This window comes from Desulfoconvexum algidum (assembly GCF_055382125.1).
Genome location: NZ_AP042394.1, coordinates 6564789 through 6585579 on the forward strand (window position 1 = coordinate 6564789; position 20791 = coordinate 6585579).

The window sequence follows — 20791 nt, forward strand, 5'->3', positions numbered from 1 at the left end:
GATACTAAATTTATAAAAATTATAACCTTTACTTTGTTGAGTATAATCAAATTTATTAATATATTATTTTTTGTGGGAAAAGGCAATGAAAAGAACAAAAATTAACCTTCTGACACGCCTTGATAAAACACCGGGCCAGGTTTTGGTCAAGGGCTGGGTGAGAACCAAACGCGACTCAAAAGAATTCTCCTTCATGGAGGTGAATGATGGGTCCTGCCTTAAAAATATCCAGGTAATCGCCAACAAGGACCTGGCCAATTATGGTGAGATCCAGGGCATTACCACAGGCACCTCCCTTATGGTGACAGGGGAGCTGGTGGCATCCCCGGGCAAGGGCCAGCGCTGGGAAATCCAGGCAAGTCGGGTTGATATTGTCAGTCTGGCCCCTGAATCCTATCCTCTTCAAAAGAAACGCCATTCAGATGAATATTTACGGACCATTGCCCATTTGCGGCCCCGGACCAACAAATACGGGGCAATTTTCAGGATCCGTTCGGAAATGGTCTTTGCCATCCATAAATTTTACCGGGACAAGGGATTTAAATATTTGACAGCCCCTTTGATCACCGGGTCCGACTGTGAAGGTGCCGGTGAAATGTTTCGGGTCACAAATCTGTCTCCGGAAGCGGTTCAAAAACAGGGTCGAATGGATTTTGCCAAGGATTTTTTCGGCCAGGAAGCCAATCTTACGGTGTCAGGGCAATTGTCTGCAGAAATGTTTGCCCTTTCCCTGGGGGATGTCTATACCTTTGGGCCGACATTCAGGGCGGAAAATTCCAACACCAGCCGCCATGTGGCAGAATTTTGGATGCTGGAACCGGAGATGGCTTTTTGCGACTTGGAAGGAAACATGGACCATGGGGAGGAACTGGTCAAGTATCTGGTGGGACATGCCATGGAACACTGTGAAGAAGATCTCGCCCTGTTTTTCCAGTTTGTGGACAAATCATTGCCCGCATTGATGGATACTCTGCTGAAACAAAAATTTGCCAGACTCTCCTATACAGAGGCCATTGAGGTGTTGAAAAAATCCAAGCGGTCATTCGAGTTTCCCGTGGAATACGGCATCGATCTTCAGTCGGAACATGAACGCTTCCTGGCGGAAGAATATTTTAAAAAACCTGTTTTCCTCACCGACTATCCCAAGGGGATCAAACCCTTTTACATGCGCATGAATGATGATGAAAAGACCGTTGCCGCGGTGGATTTGCTGGTCCCCAGGATTGGGGAGCTCATCGGCGGTAGCCAGCGTGAAGAGCGTCTGGATCAATTGGAAAAAAGGATGGACGAGATGAATCTGCCCAAAGAGCCCTATTGGTGGTACCTGGATTCCAGGCGGTTCGGGTCTGCTCCCCATGCGGGATTTGGTCTGGGGTTTGAACGGTTTCTAATGATGCTCACCGGGGTCACCAATATCCGGGATGTGGTTCCTTTTCCCAGAACTCCCGGCAGTATTGATTTTTAAGGTTTCCCTGATGGAGATGAAAAGGTGGATATGAAAAAAAAGTATTATTTCCACGCCGACCTGGTCCAGGAAATATCCGAAGCCATGAAGGCAGGCCTTTCCTTTGTGGAGCTATCCTTGGACCTGAATTTGTCCAGGGATCGGTTTGCCATCAAAGGGGATTGCCTGGTGCTGGACAAATCTTGGGAAATCGATATCAAAGATCTAATGCCCGTTGGATCCAGTCGGCAAAAGGTATTTGCTTTAAGCCGCGAAGGTCTCGTTCCCATTGAGGTCCGGGCAGACGGCTATTACAAACTGGTCCCCACAGATACCGTCCCCACCCTTGAAATAAACGGGATCAAAATGCACCGCTCCAAGGATATTGATCCCTTTGTGGATGCCAGGGAAAAAACAAAGCTGGTGGTAAAGCCTGGCGACCATGTTCTGGATACCTGCGGAGGCTTGGGGTATTCTGCTGTGTTTGCCCTGAAAGCCGGGGCCAAACGAGTGGTATCAACGGAAAAGAGTCGGCCGGTGATTCAGATCCGGTGCCAGAATCCCTGGTTAATGGCCGCTGGCAATGCGCCGGACTCAACCCGGGTTGGTCTGCCCCAGGTTGGCCTGTCCCCGGTTGGTCTATCCCCGGTTGACGCGGCCCGAATTGATTGGGTGCATGCAGATATTACCCACCATATCCCCACGCTTGCCGACCTGTCCTTTGATTCGGTTATCCATGATCCGCCGCGGTTTACCTCTGCCACGGGAGAATTGTACGGGAAGCAGTTTTATACCCAGCTGTTCCGGGTTATGAAACCTTCCTCCCGGCTGTTTCATTACACGGGCAGCCCAAAGAAAATCAACCACCAGGATCGGTTCATTAAAAATGCCATAAAACGGCTGGAACAGGTCGGGTTTTCAAAGGTGGTATTCAATGAGCGGCTCCAGGGGATTCATGCCCTGAAAAACTCCTTGGGAAAACAGGGTTCTTGCGAACCGGTTTGGAAAACAACCTTTAAATAAATCTTTATAAATAAGTCCTTTGAATAAGGTTAGGAAAAATATGATCACTTTACTTGATTATGGTGCCGGTAACGTTCGAAGCGTCATAAATGCGGTTGAACGACTGGGCGGCTCCCTGAAATTGGTCACACGCCCGGAAGATATTTTAAGTGCGGACAAACTCATTTTTCCGGGTGTGGGAAACTATGAGAGCATGATCCAGATCCTGAACCAAAAAAATTATATTGAGCCCCTGAGAGAATATCTCTCCGCGGACCGGCCTTTTTTCGGCATTTGTCTCGGGATGCAGGCCCTGTTCCAGGGCAGTGAGGAATCGGTTTCAAGCAATGAGAGTCTGGGGTTTTTCAAGGGCCGGGTTGCCCGGTTTAAAACCGATCTGGCGGTTCCCCACATGGGGTGGAACGGGATCAATATCAAACAAAAATCCCCATTGCTATCAGGGGTTGATTCCGATGCCAGATTTTATTTTGTCCATTCCTATCACCTGGTTCCAGAAGACCCGTCGGTGATCCTTACCACTACCACCTATGATTATGAATTTGTAAGCGCTGTGCAAAAAGGCAATGTCATGGGCACCCAGTTTCACCCGGAAAAAAGCGGGCGAGTGGGATTGCAGCTGTTGGAAAATTTTATCGGTACCAAGGATCTGCATGCCGCAGGCCCCACAAGTATCCAGGGGGCGGGTCTTGCCAAACGGGTGATTGCCTGTCTGGATGTCCGGTCCAATGATGATGGGGATCTGGTGGTGACCAAGGGGGATCAGTATGATGTCAGGGACAAGGGAAATGTGAGAAATCTTGGCCAGCCTGTGGACCTTGCCAAACGGTATTATGAGGAAGGAGCCGACGAGATTACTTTTTTGAATATCACGGGATTCCGGGATTTTCCTTTAAAGGATATGCCCATGCTCAAGGTGCTTGAAGAAACCTCTAAAAATGTGTTTGTCCCCCTGACCATTGGCGGTGGTATCCGGGATTATACAGACAGCAACGGGCAGGTCTACTCAGCCCTGGATGTGGCATCCCAATATTTTAGATCCGGGGCCGATAAAATATCCATCGGCAGTGATGCGGTTGAGGTTGCCCTGGCCTATATTGCAACCGGAGAAAAAACAGGGATCAGTGCCATCGAGGAGATCTCCCGGGTATATGGTAACCAGGCCGTGGTGATTTCCATTGATCCCAAACGGGTCTGGGTTGATTCACCCGGGCAGGCCGGGAGGCACCATGTGGTAAAACCCTCGGAGCCCGGACCCGATGGCAAAGCCTATTGCTGGTACCAGTGTACGGTTCAAGGAGGGCGTGAAACCCGGGATCTGGATGCCGTAGCCCTGGCCACAGCCTGCCAGGCCCTTGGGGCCGGAGAAATTTTGCTCAACTGCATTGACAAGGACGGCACCAACTCGGGGTTTGATCTGGACCTGATTAATGCCGTCCGCGCTGCCGTATCCATCCCGGTGATTGCTTCTTCCGGTGCCGGGTGTGAAGCCCATTTTTCCGAAGTTTTTGAACAAACAGGTGCAGAGGCTGCCCTTGCCGCCGGCATTTTCCATCGCAAAGAGGTGCCCATTCAAGCGGTGAAAGCCCATCTTGCCCAAAGGGGGATTGCGGTTCGCCACTGATGCCGATTCTCTTGGGGGTGGCTGGAAAGTGAACACAGGGGGGATGGCGGCTATAATATAATTTTTTTGTTGACAACAAAAGGAAAGATTCTATCCTAAGCAAATTATTCCTTGGTTTGGTCAACCGTAGAGGAACCCGATACAAGTGTACACGAGTCTCTGTGAGGATAATGTTTTATTCTGAATTCTAATGAACGTTGAATGGTTAAAAAGGAGATGGAAAATGAAAAAAGGTATCGTAGTCGTGGCAGTTTTGGCTTTATTTGTATTCTTTTCGGGTCACGTCATGGCAGAAGAGATCACAATTGTTGGAACAGGAAGTGGTTCCTCTGTTTTAAAGGCTGTTGGATCAGCTTTCAGCCAGGCCAACCCTGGGATTTCTGTAAGTGTACCCAAAAGTATTGGCTCTGGCGGCGGAATTAAGGCGGTTGGGAATGATCAGAATGTGATTGGCCGTGTCGCCAGGGGAATCAAAGATAAAGAAAAACCCTATGGGATTACCTACCTGCCCTATGCAAAAAACCCCATTGTTTTTTTTGTAAACAAAAGTGTTGGTCTAACGGGTCTGACAACTCAACAGGTCTGTTATATTTACAGCGGCAAGATCATAAATTGGAAAGATGTGGGGGGGAAGGATGCAAAAATTAGAGTGATCCGCCGTGAAGACGGGGACAGTTCTTTGGGCGTGTTATTGAAATCGTTTCCCGGCTTTGCCGATATCACCCTGACACCAAAATCAAAAACAACCTTTTCTGATCCAAAAACGTGTGAGCTCGCTGCAGCAAAGGCTGACACCATTGCATTTGGTACCTATGCCAATGCAAGAAATGCCGATGTGAAGATCCTCTCCATCAACAACACGGGTGCAACCAGTGCAGATTATCCCTATGTTGGCACGCTTGCGCTTATCTTCAAGGAAAAAAACAAGACCGGAAATATAGAAAAGTTTTTGGGCTTTGCCACATCCGCGGCTTCACATGATGCCATTAAAGGAGCCGGCGCAATTCCGTTTTAACCCAGTCATAAAAAAATAATGTTGAGAACCCCTTTTACCTGATTTAAAAATGTAAATATCGATCTAATACGGTTGATAGTAGAGATGCATCCTATCAGGTTAAGGCTTTTTATTTCTATCTTTTTTTCCCGCCAGGTTAATTAAGGAGAGGAAAAAGATAGAAATAAAAGATAGGGATTATAAAGGAGAATCATGAAGAGTATAAAGACCAAGATAATGGTAAGTTTTTGTTTCGCGGTTTTCATCATTATTTTTACAATCATCATTGCTGTGTCCTGGAAACTTTCATCAAGCTTATCACATCAGTCAGAGATGCTTGCGGCTGAAATGACATCCCAGACAAAACATGTTGTCGAAGGTCACCATAAGATTCTCGACTCATGTTTTGCAAATATCCAGGAGACTGTTGGACGCAAAAGAGAAGATATCTGCACCAATCCGGTTGTCCCGGTGAACATAATGGCTCAGCAGCTTGCTCCCCTTGCAACCTTGTTAAAAAATACATGCCAGCGATCCGATATTGATTTTGCCGTTGTTTATGACTTGGATGGCAAGGCACAGGCCTCATTTCCCGACGGAATCCCACAGAAGCGTACAGAGGATTTTTACAAATCTTCCCCGATTGGCGTAAAAATTCAGGCCATTTTGCAGGAACAGGGAGAACCGGACACCGCCAAAAACATAGATGCGGTTTTAAAGCAGGATTCCAAATTTTTAAAGGCGTTTGGATTAGACGCTCTGGATGCAGGCGGCAAAGGCGGTATCATCATCGCATCTGCAGGCACCATTGAGGACGATTTTGGTGACCTTGTCGGCGCTGTCATCATTGGAAAAGTGCTTAATCAGTATAATAAACCATTAATCCAATTAAATCAGGCCACGGGTTGCGGGTATGCAGTTTATCTTGATACCCTTCCCATTGCCTCGGCTGGTTTTGACGTCAAAGAGCTGAAGGGTAAGGACAACCAGGCGTTGCAAATGAACGCCGAAACAGTTGATGAGATTTACAGCACCCATAAACCGATTAATATTAATCAAACGTTAATCAACGAAAAATACCTGACCACCTGTTCGGCCATTACTTCTTTTGACAACAAAAAAATCGGTATCCTCCTGGTGGGAGTCCCTGAAAAAAAGATTGTGAAATCGCAGCAAACAATGGTGTCCCATGGCATTGATGCGAGAAAAAGTATTCAAAAATGGCTCATCGTGATTGGCGTGATTGCCCTATGCCTCTTTTTGGGAATTTCATTTTTCATTGCAACAGGTATTGTCCGACCGATAAGGACGGTAATCGATATGATTAAAGATATTGCCGAAGGGGATGGTGATCTCACAGCCCGGATAAAGATTGACAGTAAAGATGAGATTGGCGAGCTTGGAAAATGGTTCAATGTGTTCATTCAAAAACTTCAGGGCATCATGGCGGATATTGTTGGAGATTCGGAAAAACTTAACACAGCCTCCCGCGGATTTTCAGATATTTCAAAGGAGATGTCAACCGGCACTGATACCCTGTTTACCAAATCTAAGGCAGTGGCGACAATTGCAGCAGAAATGAGTTCTAATATGTCATCTGTGGCAGCCGCAGCAGAACAATCTTCAACAAATATCAATATGGTTTCGTCGGCAACTGAAGAGATGACGTCAACGATCAGTGAAATTGCCCAGAATACTGAAAAAACCCGTACCATAAGTCATCAGTCTGTTACCAGAACCCAAAAAGCATCTGAAAATATTGATGGGTTAAGCCGGTCTGCTCAAAGTATAGGAAAGGTTATTGAGACCATTACCGATATTTCAGAACAAACCAACTTGCTTGCCTTAAATGCGACCATTGAAGCGGCCCGGGCAGGAGAAGCCGGTAAGGGGTTTGCTGTGGTGGCCAGTGAAATAAAAAATCTGGCAAGACAAACAGCAGACGCGACCCTGGAAATAAAGGAAAAAATTGAGAGTATTCAAAACGCTACACAGGAAACTGTTTCTGAAATTGAAGAGATAACCATTGCGATCAATAGTGTTAATGAGATGATAGACACGGTTGCAGTGTCGGTTGAGGAACAGTCTGCCACCACAAAGGAGATCGCCAGTAATGTGACACAGGCAGCGCAAGGGATACAAGAAGTAACCGAGAACGTAGCCCAAAGTTCTAGCGTGGCAAGTGAGATAGCCGAAAATATAGCAGATGTGAACCAGACGGCAAACGTACTATCAAATAATAGTAAACAGATCGATACACGCACGGAAGAGTTAAATCAGTTGTCAGGGGACCTTAAAAAAGCGATGGGTCAATTTAAAGTTTAACCAATATGGTTCAGGCAGTTGATCCTTTCAGGGCAGCGGCAGAAAAAGGAGAACAGAGGTGCTTTTGCCGGACGCACTGTCGATTTGCAGCTTCCCGCTGTGTCCCAAGTCTGGTGGCACTCCAGGCGGATTTTAAAAGGATCACTGCCCGCAGCTGAATATTTTATGGCATACTCTGATTATTTTGAGGCCATCCCTGTGGACGGAGATACTTGAAAAACAATTTGAATTTTAAGATAAAATAAAAAAGTATTTGACAAAGGTCTGTTCCTGGATAATAAATTGATCATACGTCCGATCAATTTATTATACGATAGGTTATATGGAATAGAAAATGGGAAGAAAAAGCATTGCAGATGAACGTCGCACACAGATCATCCAGGCTTTTTACCAATGTGTGGTGAAAGAGGGGGCTGCCGGTGCCTCCATCCGGAAAATTGCTGTCGAGGCCGGGGTATCCCCGAGCACCCTTCATCATTATTTTAAGGACCGGGATGAAATTATCGAAGAAGCAGTGGTTTATTTTACCGATCAGATCTTTAAGGGATTTTCCGAAAAAATTACCCCCCATCTTGATGCAGAGGTTCGCCTGTCCCGGGGACTTGAATTTATTTTCAGCAAAGGCATGATCAACTCTGACCATACCGGGTTTTTTCTGGAATGCTGTGTGGCAGCCCGGCACAATACCAGAATCCGGGATACCATTGCCGAACTATTCCACAGGTTTCGCAATGCCATCATGGACCACTTGAACGGTATGACCCAATTTTCCTGCCTGGAAGAGCGGCAGAAAAAAATGTGCGCCACCATGATCGTGGCCCTCCATGAAGGGATTGAACTGCAATGGTATGCCGATCCCAAGGAGATTTGTCTTGAAGAAGCCCTCAATACCACCCGGGCATTGCTCCAGTTTTTTATTGAGAATCCGACTCGCCTTAAATAAAGGAGACATCCATGAAGAACCCAGATGGGGATAACGCTTATGAGATCTACAAAGATTTATTTAAGGGCCATCGATTCCCCCTGGCCTTTGTGGATCTGGACAAATTTGACCGAAATATTGCCTATGTGGCCCGAACCCAGGTGGACACGGGCAAGACCATCCGGGTGGCATCCAAATCCATTCGATGTCTGGAACTGCTCAAGCGGGTATTTAAAAAGGGCGGGGATGTCTTCCAGGGGATACTGGCCTTTACCATGGAAGAAGCAGCGTTTCTCATTGACAATGGGCTGGACGATATCATTGTGGCCTATCCCTCTATCCAGCAAAGTGATGTGGATATTTTTGTGGAAAAAACCCGTTGCGGCGCCAATCTTTGCCTGGTGGTGGATTGTCTGGATCATCTGCGGGCTTTGTCCGCAGCAGGAAAAAAGGCCAATCTTAGGCTCAATCTTTGCCTGGACATTGACATGTCCTATCGTCTCCTGGGCCGTTTTTCCCACCTGGGGGTGAGGCGCAGTCCCATCCATTGTGTGACCCAAGCCCTGGAGCTGGCAAGGGCTGCCAGGGATCTTGGCGGAGTGCACATTAAAGCTGTCATGGGGTATGAAGCCCAGATCGCTTCGATGAATGACAATTATCCGGCAAAGGGGTTTAAAAACAAATTAATCAGGTTGTTTAAACAGCAATCTGTCAAAGAGCTGACGCGTCGCCGTGGGATGATCGTGGACAAGCTAAAGGCCGAGGGCCTGTGTCTTACCGTGGTAAATGGCGGCGGCAGCGGCAGCCTTGTATCAACGGGTCGGGATGATTCTGTTACCGAAGTCACGGCGGGCTCGGCTTTTTTTGCACCGGGCCTGTTTCGATATTTCCATGAGGTTTATTTTGAACCGGCGGCCTTTTTTGCCCTCCAGGTGACACGAATTCCTGCCAAAGGTGTGGTCACTTGCCAGGGCGGCGGTTATGTGGGATCCGGAGAAGTCAATGCCAACCGGCTTCCCTGGCCGGTTCTGCCCCGGGGAATGCAATATTTTTCCATGGAAGGCGCTGGAGAAGTCCAGACGCCTTTGAAACTGCCAACGGGTTGCCCACAGCTTGCCCTTGGGGATCCCGTTTTTTTTCAGCATGCCAAGGCAGGGGAATTGTGTGAGCGATTCAACCAGCTTGATTTGGTAAGGGGCAATAAACGTATCGGCACAACGCCCACATATCGTGGGCAGGGCCATGCATTTTTATAAGGAGGTAAGGGGTGGCAAAAGATCATTTTAGAGTATTTGATTATATTTTTGTGGGGGCTGGTATTTCAGGTCCCTTTATCGCCAATGACCTGTGTAAGGCGGGAGCTGACTGTCTGATGCTGGAAGCAGGCAAGCAGTATACGCGCCGAACCTATCCCACCAACGGTCTTGACGGAACCTCCCAGATGTATTGGTCCGGCGGGCTGGAACTTGGCCATGACGCCAAGATTGCGTTTTTACGGCCCAAGGTGGTGGGGGGCGGCTCCATTGTTAACCAGGCCCTTGTGGACCGATTTGACGATGTTGCCCTGGATGATTGGAGATCGGCTTCCGGTATAACAGATTTTACCGTGGCAGATATGGCCTGCTGGTATGAGGCGGCGGAGTCGGAAATAGAGATCCAGGAGATTCCTGCCAAATTTCGAAACAAAAATGCCGAGATATTTGACCAGGGGTTTAAGAACCTGAAGTTTGACAATGCCCCTTTGCGGCGCGCCCAGAGTAACTGCCGCCTGGAAGAGGGCAATTGCTGCATTGAATGCCTCAACGGGTGTCGTCTGGGAAGCAAGCAGAGCACCCCTGAAACCGTACTGAAAACCGCTTTGGAAAACGGGCTGACCCTGGCATCGGAAATTGAGGTGACACAGATCATCGAAAACAAAGGGGATATCCGGGTCATCGGCGTTGATGCAATGGGGGGAGAGGTTTCCTATCGCGCCCGGAATCTGGTCCTGGGCGGCGGTTCAGTCGGCAATACCAGGCTGCTGCTCAATTCCGGGTTTGGGAAAAAACTGCCCCACATCGGCCAAGGATTTTTTTGCCATCCCCAGTTCATGAGTTTTGGAATCTATGACGAAAAAATCAACTCCCATACCGGGGCTTTCCAGGCCTTTAAATCCGATGACAAGGGGTTTAGAAAGGAAGGCTTTAAGCTGGAAAATGTCTATGCCGGACCCGAGGGCATTGCTCTTTTAGTGCCGGATTTTGGACGGATTCACCATGAATACATGGAAAAGCTCTCCCACTTTGCCTGTATCGAGGTCTGTACCCGGGATACCAACCCCGGCCAGATCAAGGTGAACCGCAAGGGAAAGGCAATGATTCGCAAGGTACAGAATTCGGAGGACATCAGCCGTTACAAAAAGGGGGAAAAGGTTATTGATGATATCTTCAAAAGCACCGGGGCAAAGGAGATCGTCCACGGCCGATTTGCCATTGGGCTGCATTTGATGGGCTGTTGCGCCATTGGTACGGATCCTTCCACTTCGGTGATTGATCCGGAATTCAGGCTCCACGGACATAAAAATATTTTTGCGGCCGATTCCAGTATCTTTCCCAATGCACCGGGGATAAACCCGTCACTCACCATCATGGCCCTTTCGAAAAAAGCCGCCGCCAGCATATTAAGGAACCGATAACATGACCTATAACCAGACCCATAAAATGATGATTTCAAAATATTTTTCTAAATCCCAGTTAAAGGGGCTGTTAAAAACAGGGGATGTGATTCTTCCGGGAACCCAATCTTCCCCCTCCTTTTCCTCCACCGGCTGTATTGATCATATTGACCGAATGGCAAAATACATGGCCGAAGATGACCTTGCGGGCTTGAAAATGCTTTTCTCTGTTTTAAGATGGATGCCCAAATGGGTCATCGTCCTTCTTATGAAATTGTGTAACCACAGCAGTTCCTTTCCCTCTTTTCTGGGAGCAGGGCTGCGGATGATTGAAATTGGTCTTAAAGGGGTTACACTCTCCCCCTATTATGCCAATCTCACCGCTTCCGGCTATAAGGGCAAAAAGGTCTATGATGTCATTGGCTGGCACCCTAAATTTCTTGTTAATGAGGATGGAATTCCCCTGAAAGAAGCGCTCATCAAGCTGGATAATCCCGAACCAGAAGATGTTGCTGCGCTTTATAAAAGGGCCAAAAAAGCAGGGCCTGAAATCCGGGATTGGGGGGTGAAAAAACGGTTGGAATTTATATCCAACCTCAAGGCGGTTATTCTTAAAAATCAGGAATATATTCTTGACAGACTCCAGGCAGATACGAAAAAATCTCGTTTTGACGCCATTACTGCAGAAATTTTCGGGGTGTTGGATTTTTTGGATTATTTGGAAAAAAATGCCGTCAAGGTTTTGTCTGATCGAAAGGTGGCAACTCCCTTTGCCCTTATGGGAAAACGCTCAAAGGTTTATTTTGAACCCCTGGGGACGGCCCTGCTGATTTCTCCCTGGAATTATCCTTTTTACCAGGCCATTGTTCCCATCTGCCAGGCCTTTATCGTGGGAAATGCCGTGGTTTTCAAGCCCTCCTCTGATACCCCCTTAAAAGGGCTGGTGGAAGAGCTGCTTGACCAGGCAGGATTCTTGCCTGGATGGGTACAGATCGTTTATGGACAGGGACGTAAGATCGGTAATGCCCTGGTGGACGGACAGCCGGACAAAATCTTCTTGATCGGCAGCCAGCCCGTGGGAAAATCCATCATGGAGCGGGCAGCCCAATATTTGATTCCCGTTGAGCTGGAACTGGGGGGCAAAGACCCCATGGTGGTCTTTGAGGATGTCAATATAGATCGGGCTGTGGCCGGTGCCATCTGGGGCGGTTTTACCACCACGGGTCAGTCCTGCACCTCTGTGGAACGGCTGTTTGTCCAGGAAAGTATCTATGAACGTTTTAAGGAAACCCTTGTCAAAGAGACGCTCAAACTGGTTCAGGCAACCGATGATGACGGCAATGCCGATATCGGCCCCATGACCACACAGGCCCAGGTAAAAACCATTGCCGCCCAGGTGGCTGATGCCAAGGATAAAGGCGCCGTCTTTCTCACAGGAGATGACTGGGACGGCCAGTCCGAGTTTGTGCCCCCCATGATTGTTGAAGGGGTGACAAAGGATATGGCCATTGACAGGGAGGAAAACTTTGGTCCCCTGCTTCCCCTTTATCCATTCTCGAGTGAAGCCGAGGCCATTGAGATGGCCAATGATCCGGATTACGGGCTTTCTGCAAGTGTCTGGTCCCAGGATCTTAAGCGGGCAGATCGGGTGGCAAGGATGATTTATACCGGCAATGTTTCCATCAATAATGTCATGCTCACCGAAGGCAACCATGCCCTGCCCTTTGGCGGGGTGCAAAAAAGCGGGTTCGGCCGGTATAAAGGCGAGTTCGGTTTTTATGCCTTTGCCAATATCAAGGCCGTGCTCATTGACCAGAACAGCAAAAAAATGGAGGCCAACTGGTTTCCCTATACGGCTAAAAAATACAAGATTTTTTCAGATTTGACTCGTGCCCTGTATTCACCGGGCAGGATAGGAGGCCTTATCAAGGGGGCGTTTTACGGGCTTAAGCTTGAGACATATGTTAAAAAATTGGCCAAGCGAGGCCGAAAATAGGAATTACAGGTGATATTTTCAACCAAAATTCGGGAAGCCTAAGAACTTAGCAAAAACCTTTAATTTCCTTTAATTTTCCTCACATTTTATTGATAGACTCTATTCGCGGTTTTTAAGATTTTTGAATGCGTCTATAATAGGTAACAATAAAGGGAAATGTATCCATGAAGGTGAATATGAAAAGGCTGTTGATGGCCCTGTTTTGTTCTGTGGTATTGGCCGTATCGGGCTGCAGCACAAAGATACCCCAGGGCAAAAGCCAGTGGCGGACAATTCAGATAAAGGCAGATGGTCAGGGCCGGGACTGGCCTGAGATTCCGCCTCAATATTATGATCAAGAAACCCGGACAAGTCTCCGGGTCATGAACGATCAAGAGGCAGTTTACATATATGCCACCATTGGGGACCAGGATATAAAGCATGAATTGATGCAGGCTGGGTTTACCCTGAGTCTGGACCTCCGGGAGGAGGACGCCACCTCGTTTGTCATAAAGGTGAAGGGGCAGATGCCACCTGGCCGACTCGGTAAAAAAGAAGATTCAGGATCAAATTCAGGGTCCGGTCCAGCTGGATCTGGTCAAGCTGGGTCTGTTCCCCCTAACAGGCAGGATGGGCCGGGGCAGGACATGAAAAGGGGTCCAATCAAACTGCCGGAAACTCTTGTTGTTACCTATCCCTATGCGTCCGGGCCTATGACCATGACCCTTTCCGAAGCCAGGGACAATGGAATTGAACTGGGCATGGGGAATTTGGAAAACGGGACCCTGGTCATTGAGGCGGTTGTCCGACTGGATGCCCTGGTTTCCGATGAAAACAGTGTACCCGCTACCCGGATGATGCTTACATTGGCATCCCAGGGAAAGGGGCTTTCCGGCAATGGTTCTAAACTTTCTGGCAATGGATCTGAACCTTCTGGGAAGGGGAAGAGCGGGGGCGCAGGTCCTCCCGGAGGCGGCATGCACCAGGGAAAAGGGGGATCTGGGAAAACGAAAGAGGCTTTTCAGGCCCGGATGGATGTGTTGCTGGTTCCGGGGCCGGTATGAACCAATAGATTGGGACCATAAAAATTCTGGGTGTCTACCCCTGCGGTCCTAAAGCCTGATTTTTACTTTTTTTTCTTCCTGCTTGGGAGAACAGATCTTGATCAGGCCGGGCATGACGGTATTGCGGCCGTTGAGTTTTGCCTTGTACATCATGGTATCTGCATCCTGGATGATTTTGTTCATATCGGCATTGGGGGTAAGTTCAGATACGCCGAAGCTGGCGGTTGCACGGATAATGTTTCCGTTATGGGGTATACGGAGAGCGGCTATTTTAGTCCTGAGGCGGTCTGCCAACTCCATGGCCTTGTTTTTGTTTGTTTCGGGAAGGATGGCGATGAACTCTTCTCCGCCATACCGGGCCAGTACATCTCCTGTCCTCATATTATCTTTGACCAGAAGGGATATTTCCTTGAGTACCAGGTCTCCGCCCAGGTGACCGTGGGTGTCATTTATTCGTTTAAAATAATCCAGGTCAAACATAAAAAGGGATAAATGCTGACCATGGCGGCTGGCCCTGGCAATATGCCGGTTGATTTGATTCTCAAATTCCCTGCGGTTGTAACATCCGGTTAAAGGGTCCATAACCGCAGCATCCCTGAGGGTTTCCATTTGTATCTGTTTTGACAGAGCCGTGGCACATCCCTGTAGAATCAGGGTGACCACTTCATCATGAAAGGGGGTAATACTTTTTTGGGGTAGCATATACAATCGCGAATAACAGTGTTCTTCCTTCAGCTCATAGGAAACCAGGTTTCGCATGGAAAATTTTTCCTCACGGTCGTCTGGTTCAAAGGTCTGGTTCAGATAATTGAGGTTTTCCTGTTTGATATTGAAATCTTGTAAAATAATATCTTCAAGAGATTTTTTGTACATTCTGGGGTCAAGCCACACATCCACCCCCGACTCTTTTTTAACAACAAAGGCAAACAGCCGGTAGCCCAGGATATCCTTGAGACAGACAGCCACTTCATTAATGATGTCCTTTGAAGCGGTTTTTTTATTAAGGGCGACAATATGGCGGGTCAGCTTATTCTGGGTTGCTGCCTTGTTAGCGGCGGAGCTGAAAAGTACTGAAAAAAAACCCGAAAGATTGTCGTTTATGCTTTGTAACGTCAGTTTCATACCTATTCCTTAATAAAGGTCAGTGTTGCTTTGATAGGGATTAAAGCAATAGCTGTGCCAAAACAAGGCGTACGAAGATATTCTGTTTTATTTCAAATGCTTGAGAAAATCAACCGGTTGGGGATTCCTGCCTGACCCGGAAAAAAATGCAGGGATTTGCCCAGGAAATCGTCAATGCGTTGACAGCCCCCCGGCAATATTGGTCAATTTCTGTGTTTTTTAATTGAACCCTTTAATCGGACCCTTTAATTGAACCCCTTACAGGTTCCCTTTTAAGCCGATTTTTTCTGCAACCGGCTGCATGCCCAAAATCACCTGCGTGATCAGTTCGGCGAGTTCCATATTCAAAAGTTGGGCCCCTTTTTTAATGACCTCTCTGTCCACACCCGCGGCAAAACTTTTATCCTTGAATTTCTTTTTAACGGATTTGACCTTGATATCCAGAATGCTCTTTGAAGGTCTTACCAAAGCGGCACTGGCAACAAGTCCCGTGAGCTCGTCAATGGCATACAATGTTTTTTCCAGAGGGGTCTCGGGCTTAACATCGGTGCAGATACCCCATCCATGGCTGATGACGGCCCGGATATATTCCTGGGGCCAATTGTTGGCTTCAAACAATTCAATGCATTTGACACAGTGTTGGTCCGGGTACCTCTCATAGTCCAGATCATGGACCAGTCCGATGACTCGCCATTTTTGAGCATCTTCACCAAAGATACCGGCAAAATGTCCCATCACGGATTCAACGGCAAGGGCATGTCGGATTAATCCTTGTTTTTGGGTGTATTTTATTAATAATGCCATGGCATCTTCACGGGTGGGAATATAGGGAGGCATGGTAAATCCTTTACATTAATTGTGTTTTCAGTTTAATATTGCAGACTGTTTTCTTATCTTTTAATAAGAGGGAAGTCAACCATGATACCCGATCAGGTGAGTGGCAAATCCTATTACAAGGAAGTGAAACCGTGCTGATTTATAGGCAGAAGAAAATTCTTACCTGGTTTTTTTTACTATTGCTGGTGATTGCTCTTTTGGCGGCCTTGGTAACCTTGTTTCTGGCAGAAGTCCTTAATTTTCAACGGACCCCGTTGTTGGATTTGGGGATATCCTTTCCACTGGCCTACACGGTTTATGTTGGCGCCTTTTTCCTTCTGGGCGCTGCCATCATTTTTATCCTGGCCATCTTAATAAATGCCCTTGAGGTGTCTGGAAAAAAGCAGGCAACGCTTGAGAAAAAATTGGTCCAGTTGGAGAAATTAAATAATATGGGGATTCTGGCCGGGAGTGTTGCCCATGACCTGAACAATATTTTATCCGGGATTGCCACCTATCCGGAGGTCCTTTTAATGGAGGAGGGGCTTTCTCCCCGAATGCGCCAGGGATTAAGTATCATAAAGGATTCGGGGCAGAAAGCCTCTTCCGTGGTCAGTGATCTTTTAACCATTTCCAGGGGAGCCAAAAGGGAAATGGAGGTTCTCAATATCAATTCGGTTATTGAACGATATATGGGGGCAGCAGATTTTGATAAGATAAAAGACACCTATCAACAGGTGCAAATCGAGGTGGTCCTGGCGCCTGAATTGCGCAATATCAAAGGGTCTTATTTCCATATTGAAAAGGCTGTTATGAATTTGATCGTCAACGGGGCTCAAGAAGCTGCCCAACGAGAGGCAGGACAAGTGACCATTTCCACGGCCAATCACAGAGTGGAGGATTCTGTGGAAGGGGGGGCAGACCTACCTTCTGGAGATTATGTGATGCTGAGCGTTGCAGATAACGGGTCTGGGATTCCAGAAGAATACCGCGAAAAGATATTTGATCCCTTTTTCACCAAGAAGGCAATGGGAAGAAGCGGGACGGGTCTGGGGCTCACCGTTGTCTGGAATACCGTCCAGGATCACCAGGGAAAAGTCCGTGTTGTTTCAAGCAAAGAAGGGTCCCGGTTTGAGTTGTTTTTCCCGGCCTGGGATGAGCTTGTCCAAACGGGAAAAAATAATTCCCTGGCAGAGATTAAGGGCCAGGGGCAGCGCATCCTTATCGTGGATGATTTGGCCAATCAACGGAAAATTGCCGGTACTATTTTGAAAAATCTGGGGTATCAGGTTTTTGCCGCTGCCGACGGCATGGAGGCCGTGGCCTTTGTCCGAGAGAATCCCGTGGATTTGCTCGTTCTTGATATGGTTATGGAACCCTCCATCAGCGGGCTTGAGACCTATCAACGGATTAAAAAAATTTACCCGGGCCAAAAAGCCATACTTGTCAGTGGACATTCTAAATCAGAAGAGGTATTAATGGCCCAGGATTTGGGCGCAGGCGCCTTTGTGAAAAAACCTTATACCATAGTGGAAATGGGGATTGCCGTGAAAGAGGAGCTTGAAAAATAGTGGAAATTTTAAAGACAAAACAATTGATGCAGCAATGGTCCCGGGCAAGGAAAAACGAGGGAAAAACAATAAGTTTTGTTCCCACCATGGGGTATCTTCACCAAGGCCATATTTCTCTTTTGGAAAAGGGAAGGCCCTTGTGTGATGAACTGGTATTAAGTATTTTTGTAAATCCCAGTCAGTTCGGCCCCAATGAGGACCTGGATGCATATCCCATGGACATTGAGAACGATCTTCGTTTGGCCACAGCCGCCGGGGTGACGGCTGTTTTTCTCCCCCAAAAAGAAGACATTTATCCCCCCCATTTTCAGACAAGTATTTCCCTTGACTCCCTTCCCCACCATCTATGCGGGATGTCCAGACCTGTCCATTTCGGCGGGGTGGCAACCGTTGTCACCAAGCTGTTTCACATTGTCATGCCCGATGTGGCGATTTTTGGAAAAAAAGACTTTCAGCAGCTCCAAATTATTCGCCAGATGGTTAGGGACCTGGATTTTGATATTGAAATTATGGGCGGTGAGATTGTCCGGGAAAAGGACGGACTTGCCATGAGTTCCAGAAATGCCTACCTGACATCGGATCTCAGGGAATCAGCCCTGAGCCTTTCTCTATCTCTTCACATGGCACGCTTGGCCATTGCCAAAGGGGAAAAAAATCCCATTGTCATTGAAAGGGAAATAAACGCTTTTATTCAAAGCTTTCCCCAAACACGAATTGAGTATATTTCTTTTTGTGATCCCGCAACCCTTGAACCTGTACGGATGATCGATAAACAGATTCTCCTGGCCCTTGCCGTCCAGGTGGGGAAAACCCGTCTGATTGACAATCTTCTTATTGATCCGCCACAATAATAACCCGGCATTCCTTTAAAAAAAGGTGTCGTTCCGTGGTCCTTTCAATCTGTTTTGTGTCGGCCATGCTGATGACAATGGAAGCATTATCATTGCTTGACTTTCTCAGTCCCTTAAATACCAGGGGGTGGCTGCCGATTCGGTTTTTCTGGATGGCCGCATCCATACTGCACGCATAGGTGCAAATTCCGTACTGGACAGCAAATTCCCGGCTGATGAAAAGGGATGAGTAGATTTCATTGCCCTGTTCACTGACAATGGTGGGGTAAAGGGTGGGTTCAAGCTCAAGCCCCCGGGCATCAATGATCAGGCCGGTGTAAGGGATATTACCCATTCCGTTCTGGGTGTCAGTCACCGGCTTTTCTGCATTTATTTTGGATATCTGTCGAATATCATCGGGCAGAACCAATTGAAGAAGTCCCCCCCCGATATTGGTTTCTATTTCGATTTCTACATCCAGTGCAGAGGTATAATATTGTTTGGTGATGACAGCATCCCTAGCCGTTTTTTCAATGCCTGCCAGAATAATATCGTTTTGGGAGGCATACTGGGCAACGGTCATGGTGTTGGTAATTTTAATTTGTTTGAGGATATCAATGATATTTCTGCTGGCATCTGCCCGGGCTGAACCTGGTACCGATTCATTGGCCCCCTCATTGTTCCCCTTTGGACTGGCTTTGCCAATGGCAGTTACCTTACCTGTACTCCAGTTGATTTCTCCATTGTCAAAAAGGGTGACGCACTCGTCCATGGTGGAAGGAGTGGTGGAAGGAGTGGTGGAAGGAGTCTGGGCAGCTCCATTGGGAATCCATACCAGACAGATGAAAAGAAGATACCAAAAGGCTTGCCTGGTTTTAATTTTTAAATCAATGGGATAAATTTGGCACCTGCCTTTTCTATGGGGTTAGATAATTCTTTTCAATAAAAGAGGCAATTTCCTGTACATCATTCAGCCCGAATACAGGCACCTGGGGCCGGTATCCAGAATCTGTGACAAAGGCAATCAAATTGGGGTCTTGAAGGCACATGGGCTCTTTATGGTCGCTGTCGGTTCTGAATATTTCAATTTTTTTCAAGGGGTGTTTTTTGAATCCTTCGGCCAATATCAGGTCCATATCCCCCAGAAAGGTTTGCATTTTGTCGATGTCCGATCGGGTATCGTCCTTGACCAGGGCAATTTTTGTATCGGTTACCACAAGGGTTGCTTTGGCGCCTGCGCGTTTATGACGCCAGCTGTCCTTCCCTGGTTTATCAAAGTCAAATTTGTGATGGGTGTGTTTGACAGATCCTATTTTATATCCCCGGCTGTTTAATTCAAAAATCAGTCGTTCAAGGAGGGTGGTCTTACCGGAATTGGATTTTCCTGCAATAGAGATTATCTTTGTTTTCATGGCGTTTCTTTGCGGCTCTTTCAATCAGGTTTAATTCTTTTCCTAAAATAGTGTTCCAGGGAAAAAAAGTCAAGGCGGGGATGGCTATCGGCAATGGTAAAGATTGTGAGATTGGAAACAAGTTGTTTTAGTGCTTGACAAAAATTATGTGAATCAATACTTATTTTATTATAATCTAAATTTGTAATTATTTGATACGCACATGGAAAGGAACCGCTGATGGAAGAATTGGAAGGACTTTTGGAGCTCAATAAATCTGAAGGCATTTTTATTGACATCGGCACTCAGGTTTATCTTGAAATAGAGGGAGTTAATTTTTCTGTCACCAGTATTTTTATCGGCTTGCTGAAAGATGAATTCATGATCGTTACCCTTCCCAAAAGATATAAAAGCATAAAAAATAAGTTGTTTCCTTCCGATACACTGATTGTCAAGTATCTATACGACGGATCGGTCTATGCATTTCAAACCAAAGTGATAGAGACGATTACAAACCCCATCAGAGCCCTTGCCATCGAATATCCTAAAGTGGTTCAGCAAAGAGAACTCAGGGTTGCGAAAAGAAATAATGTTGTGGTCCCCGGCAGAGTTGAAGCAAAAAAGAAAATTTTTTCCATGGTCGTGTTTGATATCAGCAAAAAAGGGTGTAGATTTAAGTACCGTGACAACATAAGTAATATCGCTTCACTAAGAGAGGGAGACCTTTTAAAAATGTACTGTCAGTTTCCCGGCGTTGCTGATGAGATCGGCGCCATGGCAGTTGTCAAAAATATTAAACGATCACAAGGGCAGTTTACCGTCGGCGCAGAATTCCAGGATATTACCAAAACATTTTTAATGCCCCTAATGCAGTTTTTATTTTCCATCGAAGATTTTTCTTAATTTAATCAAGCCTTTATTTTTTTTGGGGTCATCTCCCTGTATCGCCCCGCTTTCCTTTGATTGCTAACCGGATGGGGATTTGCCCTTTCTGCTTGCAATCAATTAAAAAGGATAGTATCTAATTTTTTTTTATGTTT

The 20791-nt window shown here is 47.0% G+C and carries 17 protein-coding genes; 13 read left to right on the plus strand and 4 right to left on the minus strand.

From position 1 onward, the window contains the following. The first annotated feature begins 85 nt into the window (after positions 1-85). The 10 genes from asnS (at position 86) to ACZ45G_RS29615 (ending at position 14021) form a co-directional block, all read left to right on the plus strand. Positions 86-1465, plus strand: a complete 1380-nt coding sequence (asnS, locus tag ACZ45G_RS29570) for an asparagine--tRNA ligase (protein ID WP_464174203.1) — start codon at positions 86-88, stop codon at positions 1463-1465. Between the two features lie 30 nt (positions 1466-1495). Continuing rightward, complete coding sequence (locus ACZ45G_RS29575; protein ID WP_464174204.1) at positions 1496-2467, plus strand: hypothetical protein; 972 nt, start codon at positions 1496-1498, stop codon at positions 2465-2467. A gap of 40 nt (positions 2468-2507) precedes the next feature. Next, a complete protein-coding gene (gene hisF, locus ACZ45G_RS29580; protein WP_464174206.1) occupies positions 2508-4088 on the plus strand; it encodes an imidazole glycerol phosphate synthase subunit HisF in 1581 nt (526 codons plus the stop codon). Positions 4089-4311: 223 nt separating this feature from the next. Further along, positions 4312-5103 carry a substrate-binding domain-containing protein gene (locus ACZ45G_RS29585; RefSeq protein WP_464174207.1) on the plus strand — a complete coding sequence of 264 codons (792 nt, stop codon included), beginning with the start codon at positions 4312-4314 and terminating at the stop codon, positions 5101-5103. A gap of 192 nt (positions 5104-5295) precedes the next feature. After that, positions 5296-7407 carry a methyl-accepting chemotaxis protein gene (locus tag ACZ45G_RS29590; RefSeq protein ID WP_464174208.1) on the plus strand — a complete coding sequence of 704 codons (2112 nt, stop codon included), beginning with the start codon at positions 5296-5298 and terminating at the stop codon, positions 7405-7407. A 334-nt stretch (positions 7408-7741) separates the two neighbouring features. After that, positions 7742-8350, plus strand: a complete 609-nt coding sequence (locus tag ACZ45G_RS29595) for a TetR/AcrR family transcriptional regulator (RefSeq protein ID WP_464174209.1) — start codon at positions 7742-7744, stop codon at positions 8348-8350. Between the two features lie 11 nt (positions 8351-8361). Beyond that, positions 8362-9585: an alanine racemase gene (locus ACZ45G_RS29600; RefSeq protein WP_464174210.1), complete on the plus strand. Its 1224-nt coding sequence runs from the start codon at positions 8362-8364 to the stop codon at positions 9583-9585. A gap of 11 nt (positions 9586-9596) precedes the next feature. Further along, positions 9597-11003, plus strand: a complete 1407-nt coding sequence (locus tag ACZ45G_RS29605) for a GMC family oxidoreductase N-terminal domain-containing protein (RefSeq protein WP_464174212.1) — start codon at positions 9597-9599, stop codon at positions 11001-11003. A gap of 1 nt (position 11004) precedes the next feature. Next, on the plus strand, positions 11005-12978 hold the full coding sequence (locus tag ACZ45G_RS29610; protein ID WP_464174213.1) for an aldehyde dehydrogenase family protein: 1974 nt from the start codon (positions 11005-11007) through the stop codon (positions 12976-12978). Between the two features lie 164 nt (positions 12979-13142). Continuing rightward, entirely contained in the window at positions 13143-14021 is an 879-nt protein-coding gene (locus ACZ45G_RS29615; protein WP_464174214.1) for a hypothetical protein, read from the plus strand. A gap of 48 nt (positions 14022-14069) precedes the next feature. On the opposite strand, the gene ACZ45G_RS29620 is transcribed toward ACZ45G_RS29615, so the two are convergent. Together ACZ45G_RS29620 and ACZ45G_RS29625 are read right to left on the minus strand one after the other, a co-directional pair. Further along, a complete protein-coding gene (locus tag ACZ45G_RS29620; protein WP_464174215.1) occupies positions 14070-15143 on the minus strand; it encodes a GGDEF domain-containing protein in 1074 nt (357 codons plus the stop codon). Between the two features lie 258 nt (positions 15144-15401). Next, the gene (locus ACZ45G_RS29625) at positions 15402-15980 is read right to left on the minus strand and encodes an HDIG domain-containing metalloprotein (RefSeq protein WP_464174216.1); all 579 of its coding nucleotides are present in this window, start codon (positions 15978-15980) and stop codon (positions 15402-15404) included. A gap of 131 nt (positions 15981-16111) precedes the next feature. On the opposite strand from ACZ45G_RS29625, the gene ACZ45G_RS29630 reads away from it, so the two are divergent. Continuing rightward, on the plus strand, positions 16112-17530 hold the full coding sequence (locus ACZ45G_RS29630) for a response regulator (protein WP_464174217.1): 1419 nt from the start codon (positions 16112-16114) through the stop codon (positions 17528-17530). Then, on the plus strand, positions 17530-18381 hold the full coding sequence (gene panC / locus ACZ45G_RS29635) for a pantoate--beta-alanine ligase (RefSeq protein WP_464174218.1): 852 nt from the start codon (positions 17530-17532) through the stop codon (positions 18379-18381). Before ACZ45G_RS29630 ends, panC begins: the two co-directional genes overlap by 1 nt. Here the strand turns inward: panC and ACZ45G_RS29640 are convergent. Both ACZ45G_RS29640 and mobB read right to left on the minus strand, forming a co-directional pair. Next, positions 18362-19132, minus strand: a complete 771-nt coding sequence (locus ACZ45G_RS29640) for a hypothetical protein (RefSeq protein WP_464174219.1) — start codon at positions 19130-19132, stop codon at positions 18362-18364. The genes panC and ACZ45G_RS29640 overlap by 20 nt on opposite strands. Before the next feature lie 145 nt (positions 19133-19277). Beyond that, positions 19278-19772 carry a molybdopterin-guanine dinucleotide biosynthesis protein B gene (gene mobB / locus ACZ45G_RS29645; RefSeq protein ID WP_464174220.1) on the minus strand — a complete coding sequence of 165 codons (495 nt, stop codon included), beginning with the start codon at positions 19770-19772 and terminating at the stop codon, positions 19278-19280. Between the two features lie 219 nt (positions 19773-19991). On the opposite strand from mobB, the gene ACZ45G_RS29650 reads away from it, so the two are divergent. Further along, positions 19992-20654 carry a flagellar brake protein gene (locus ACZ45G_RS29650; RefSeq protein ID WP_464174221.1) on the plus strand — a complete coding sequence of 221 codons (663 nt, stop codon included), beginning with the start codon at positions 19992-19994 and terminating at the stop codon, positions 20652-20654. Positions 20655-20791: the final 137 nt, after the last annotated feature.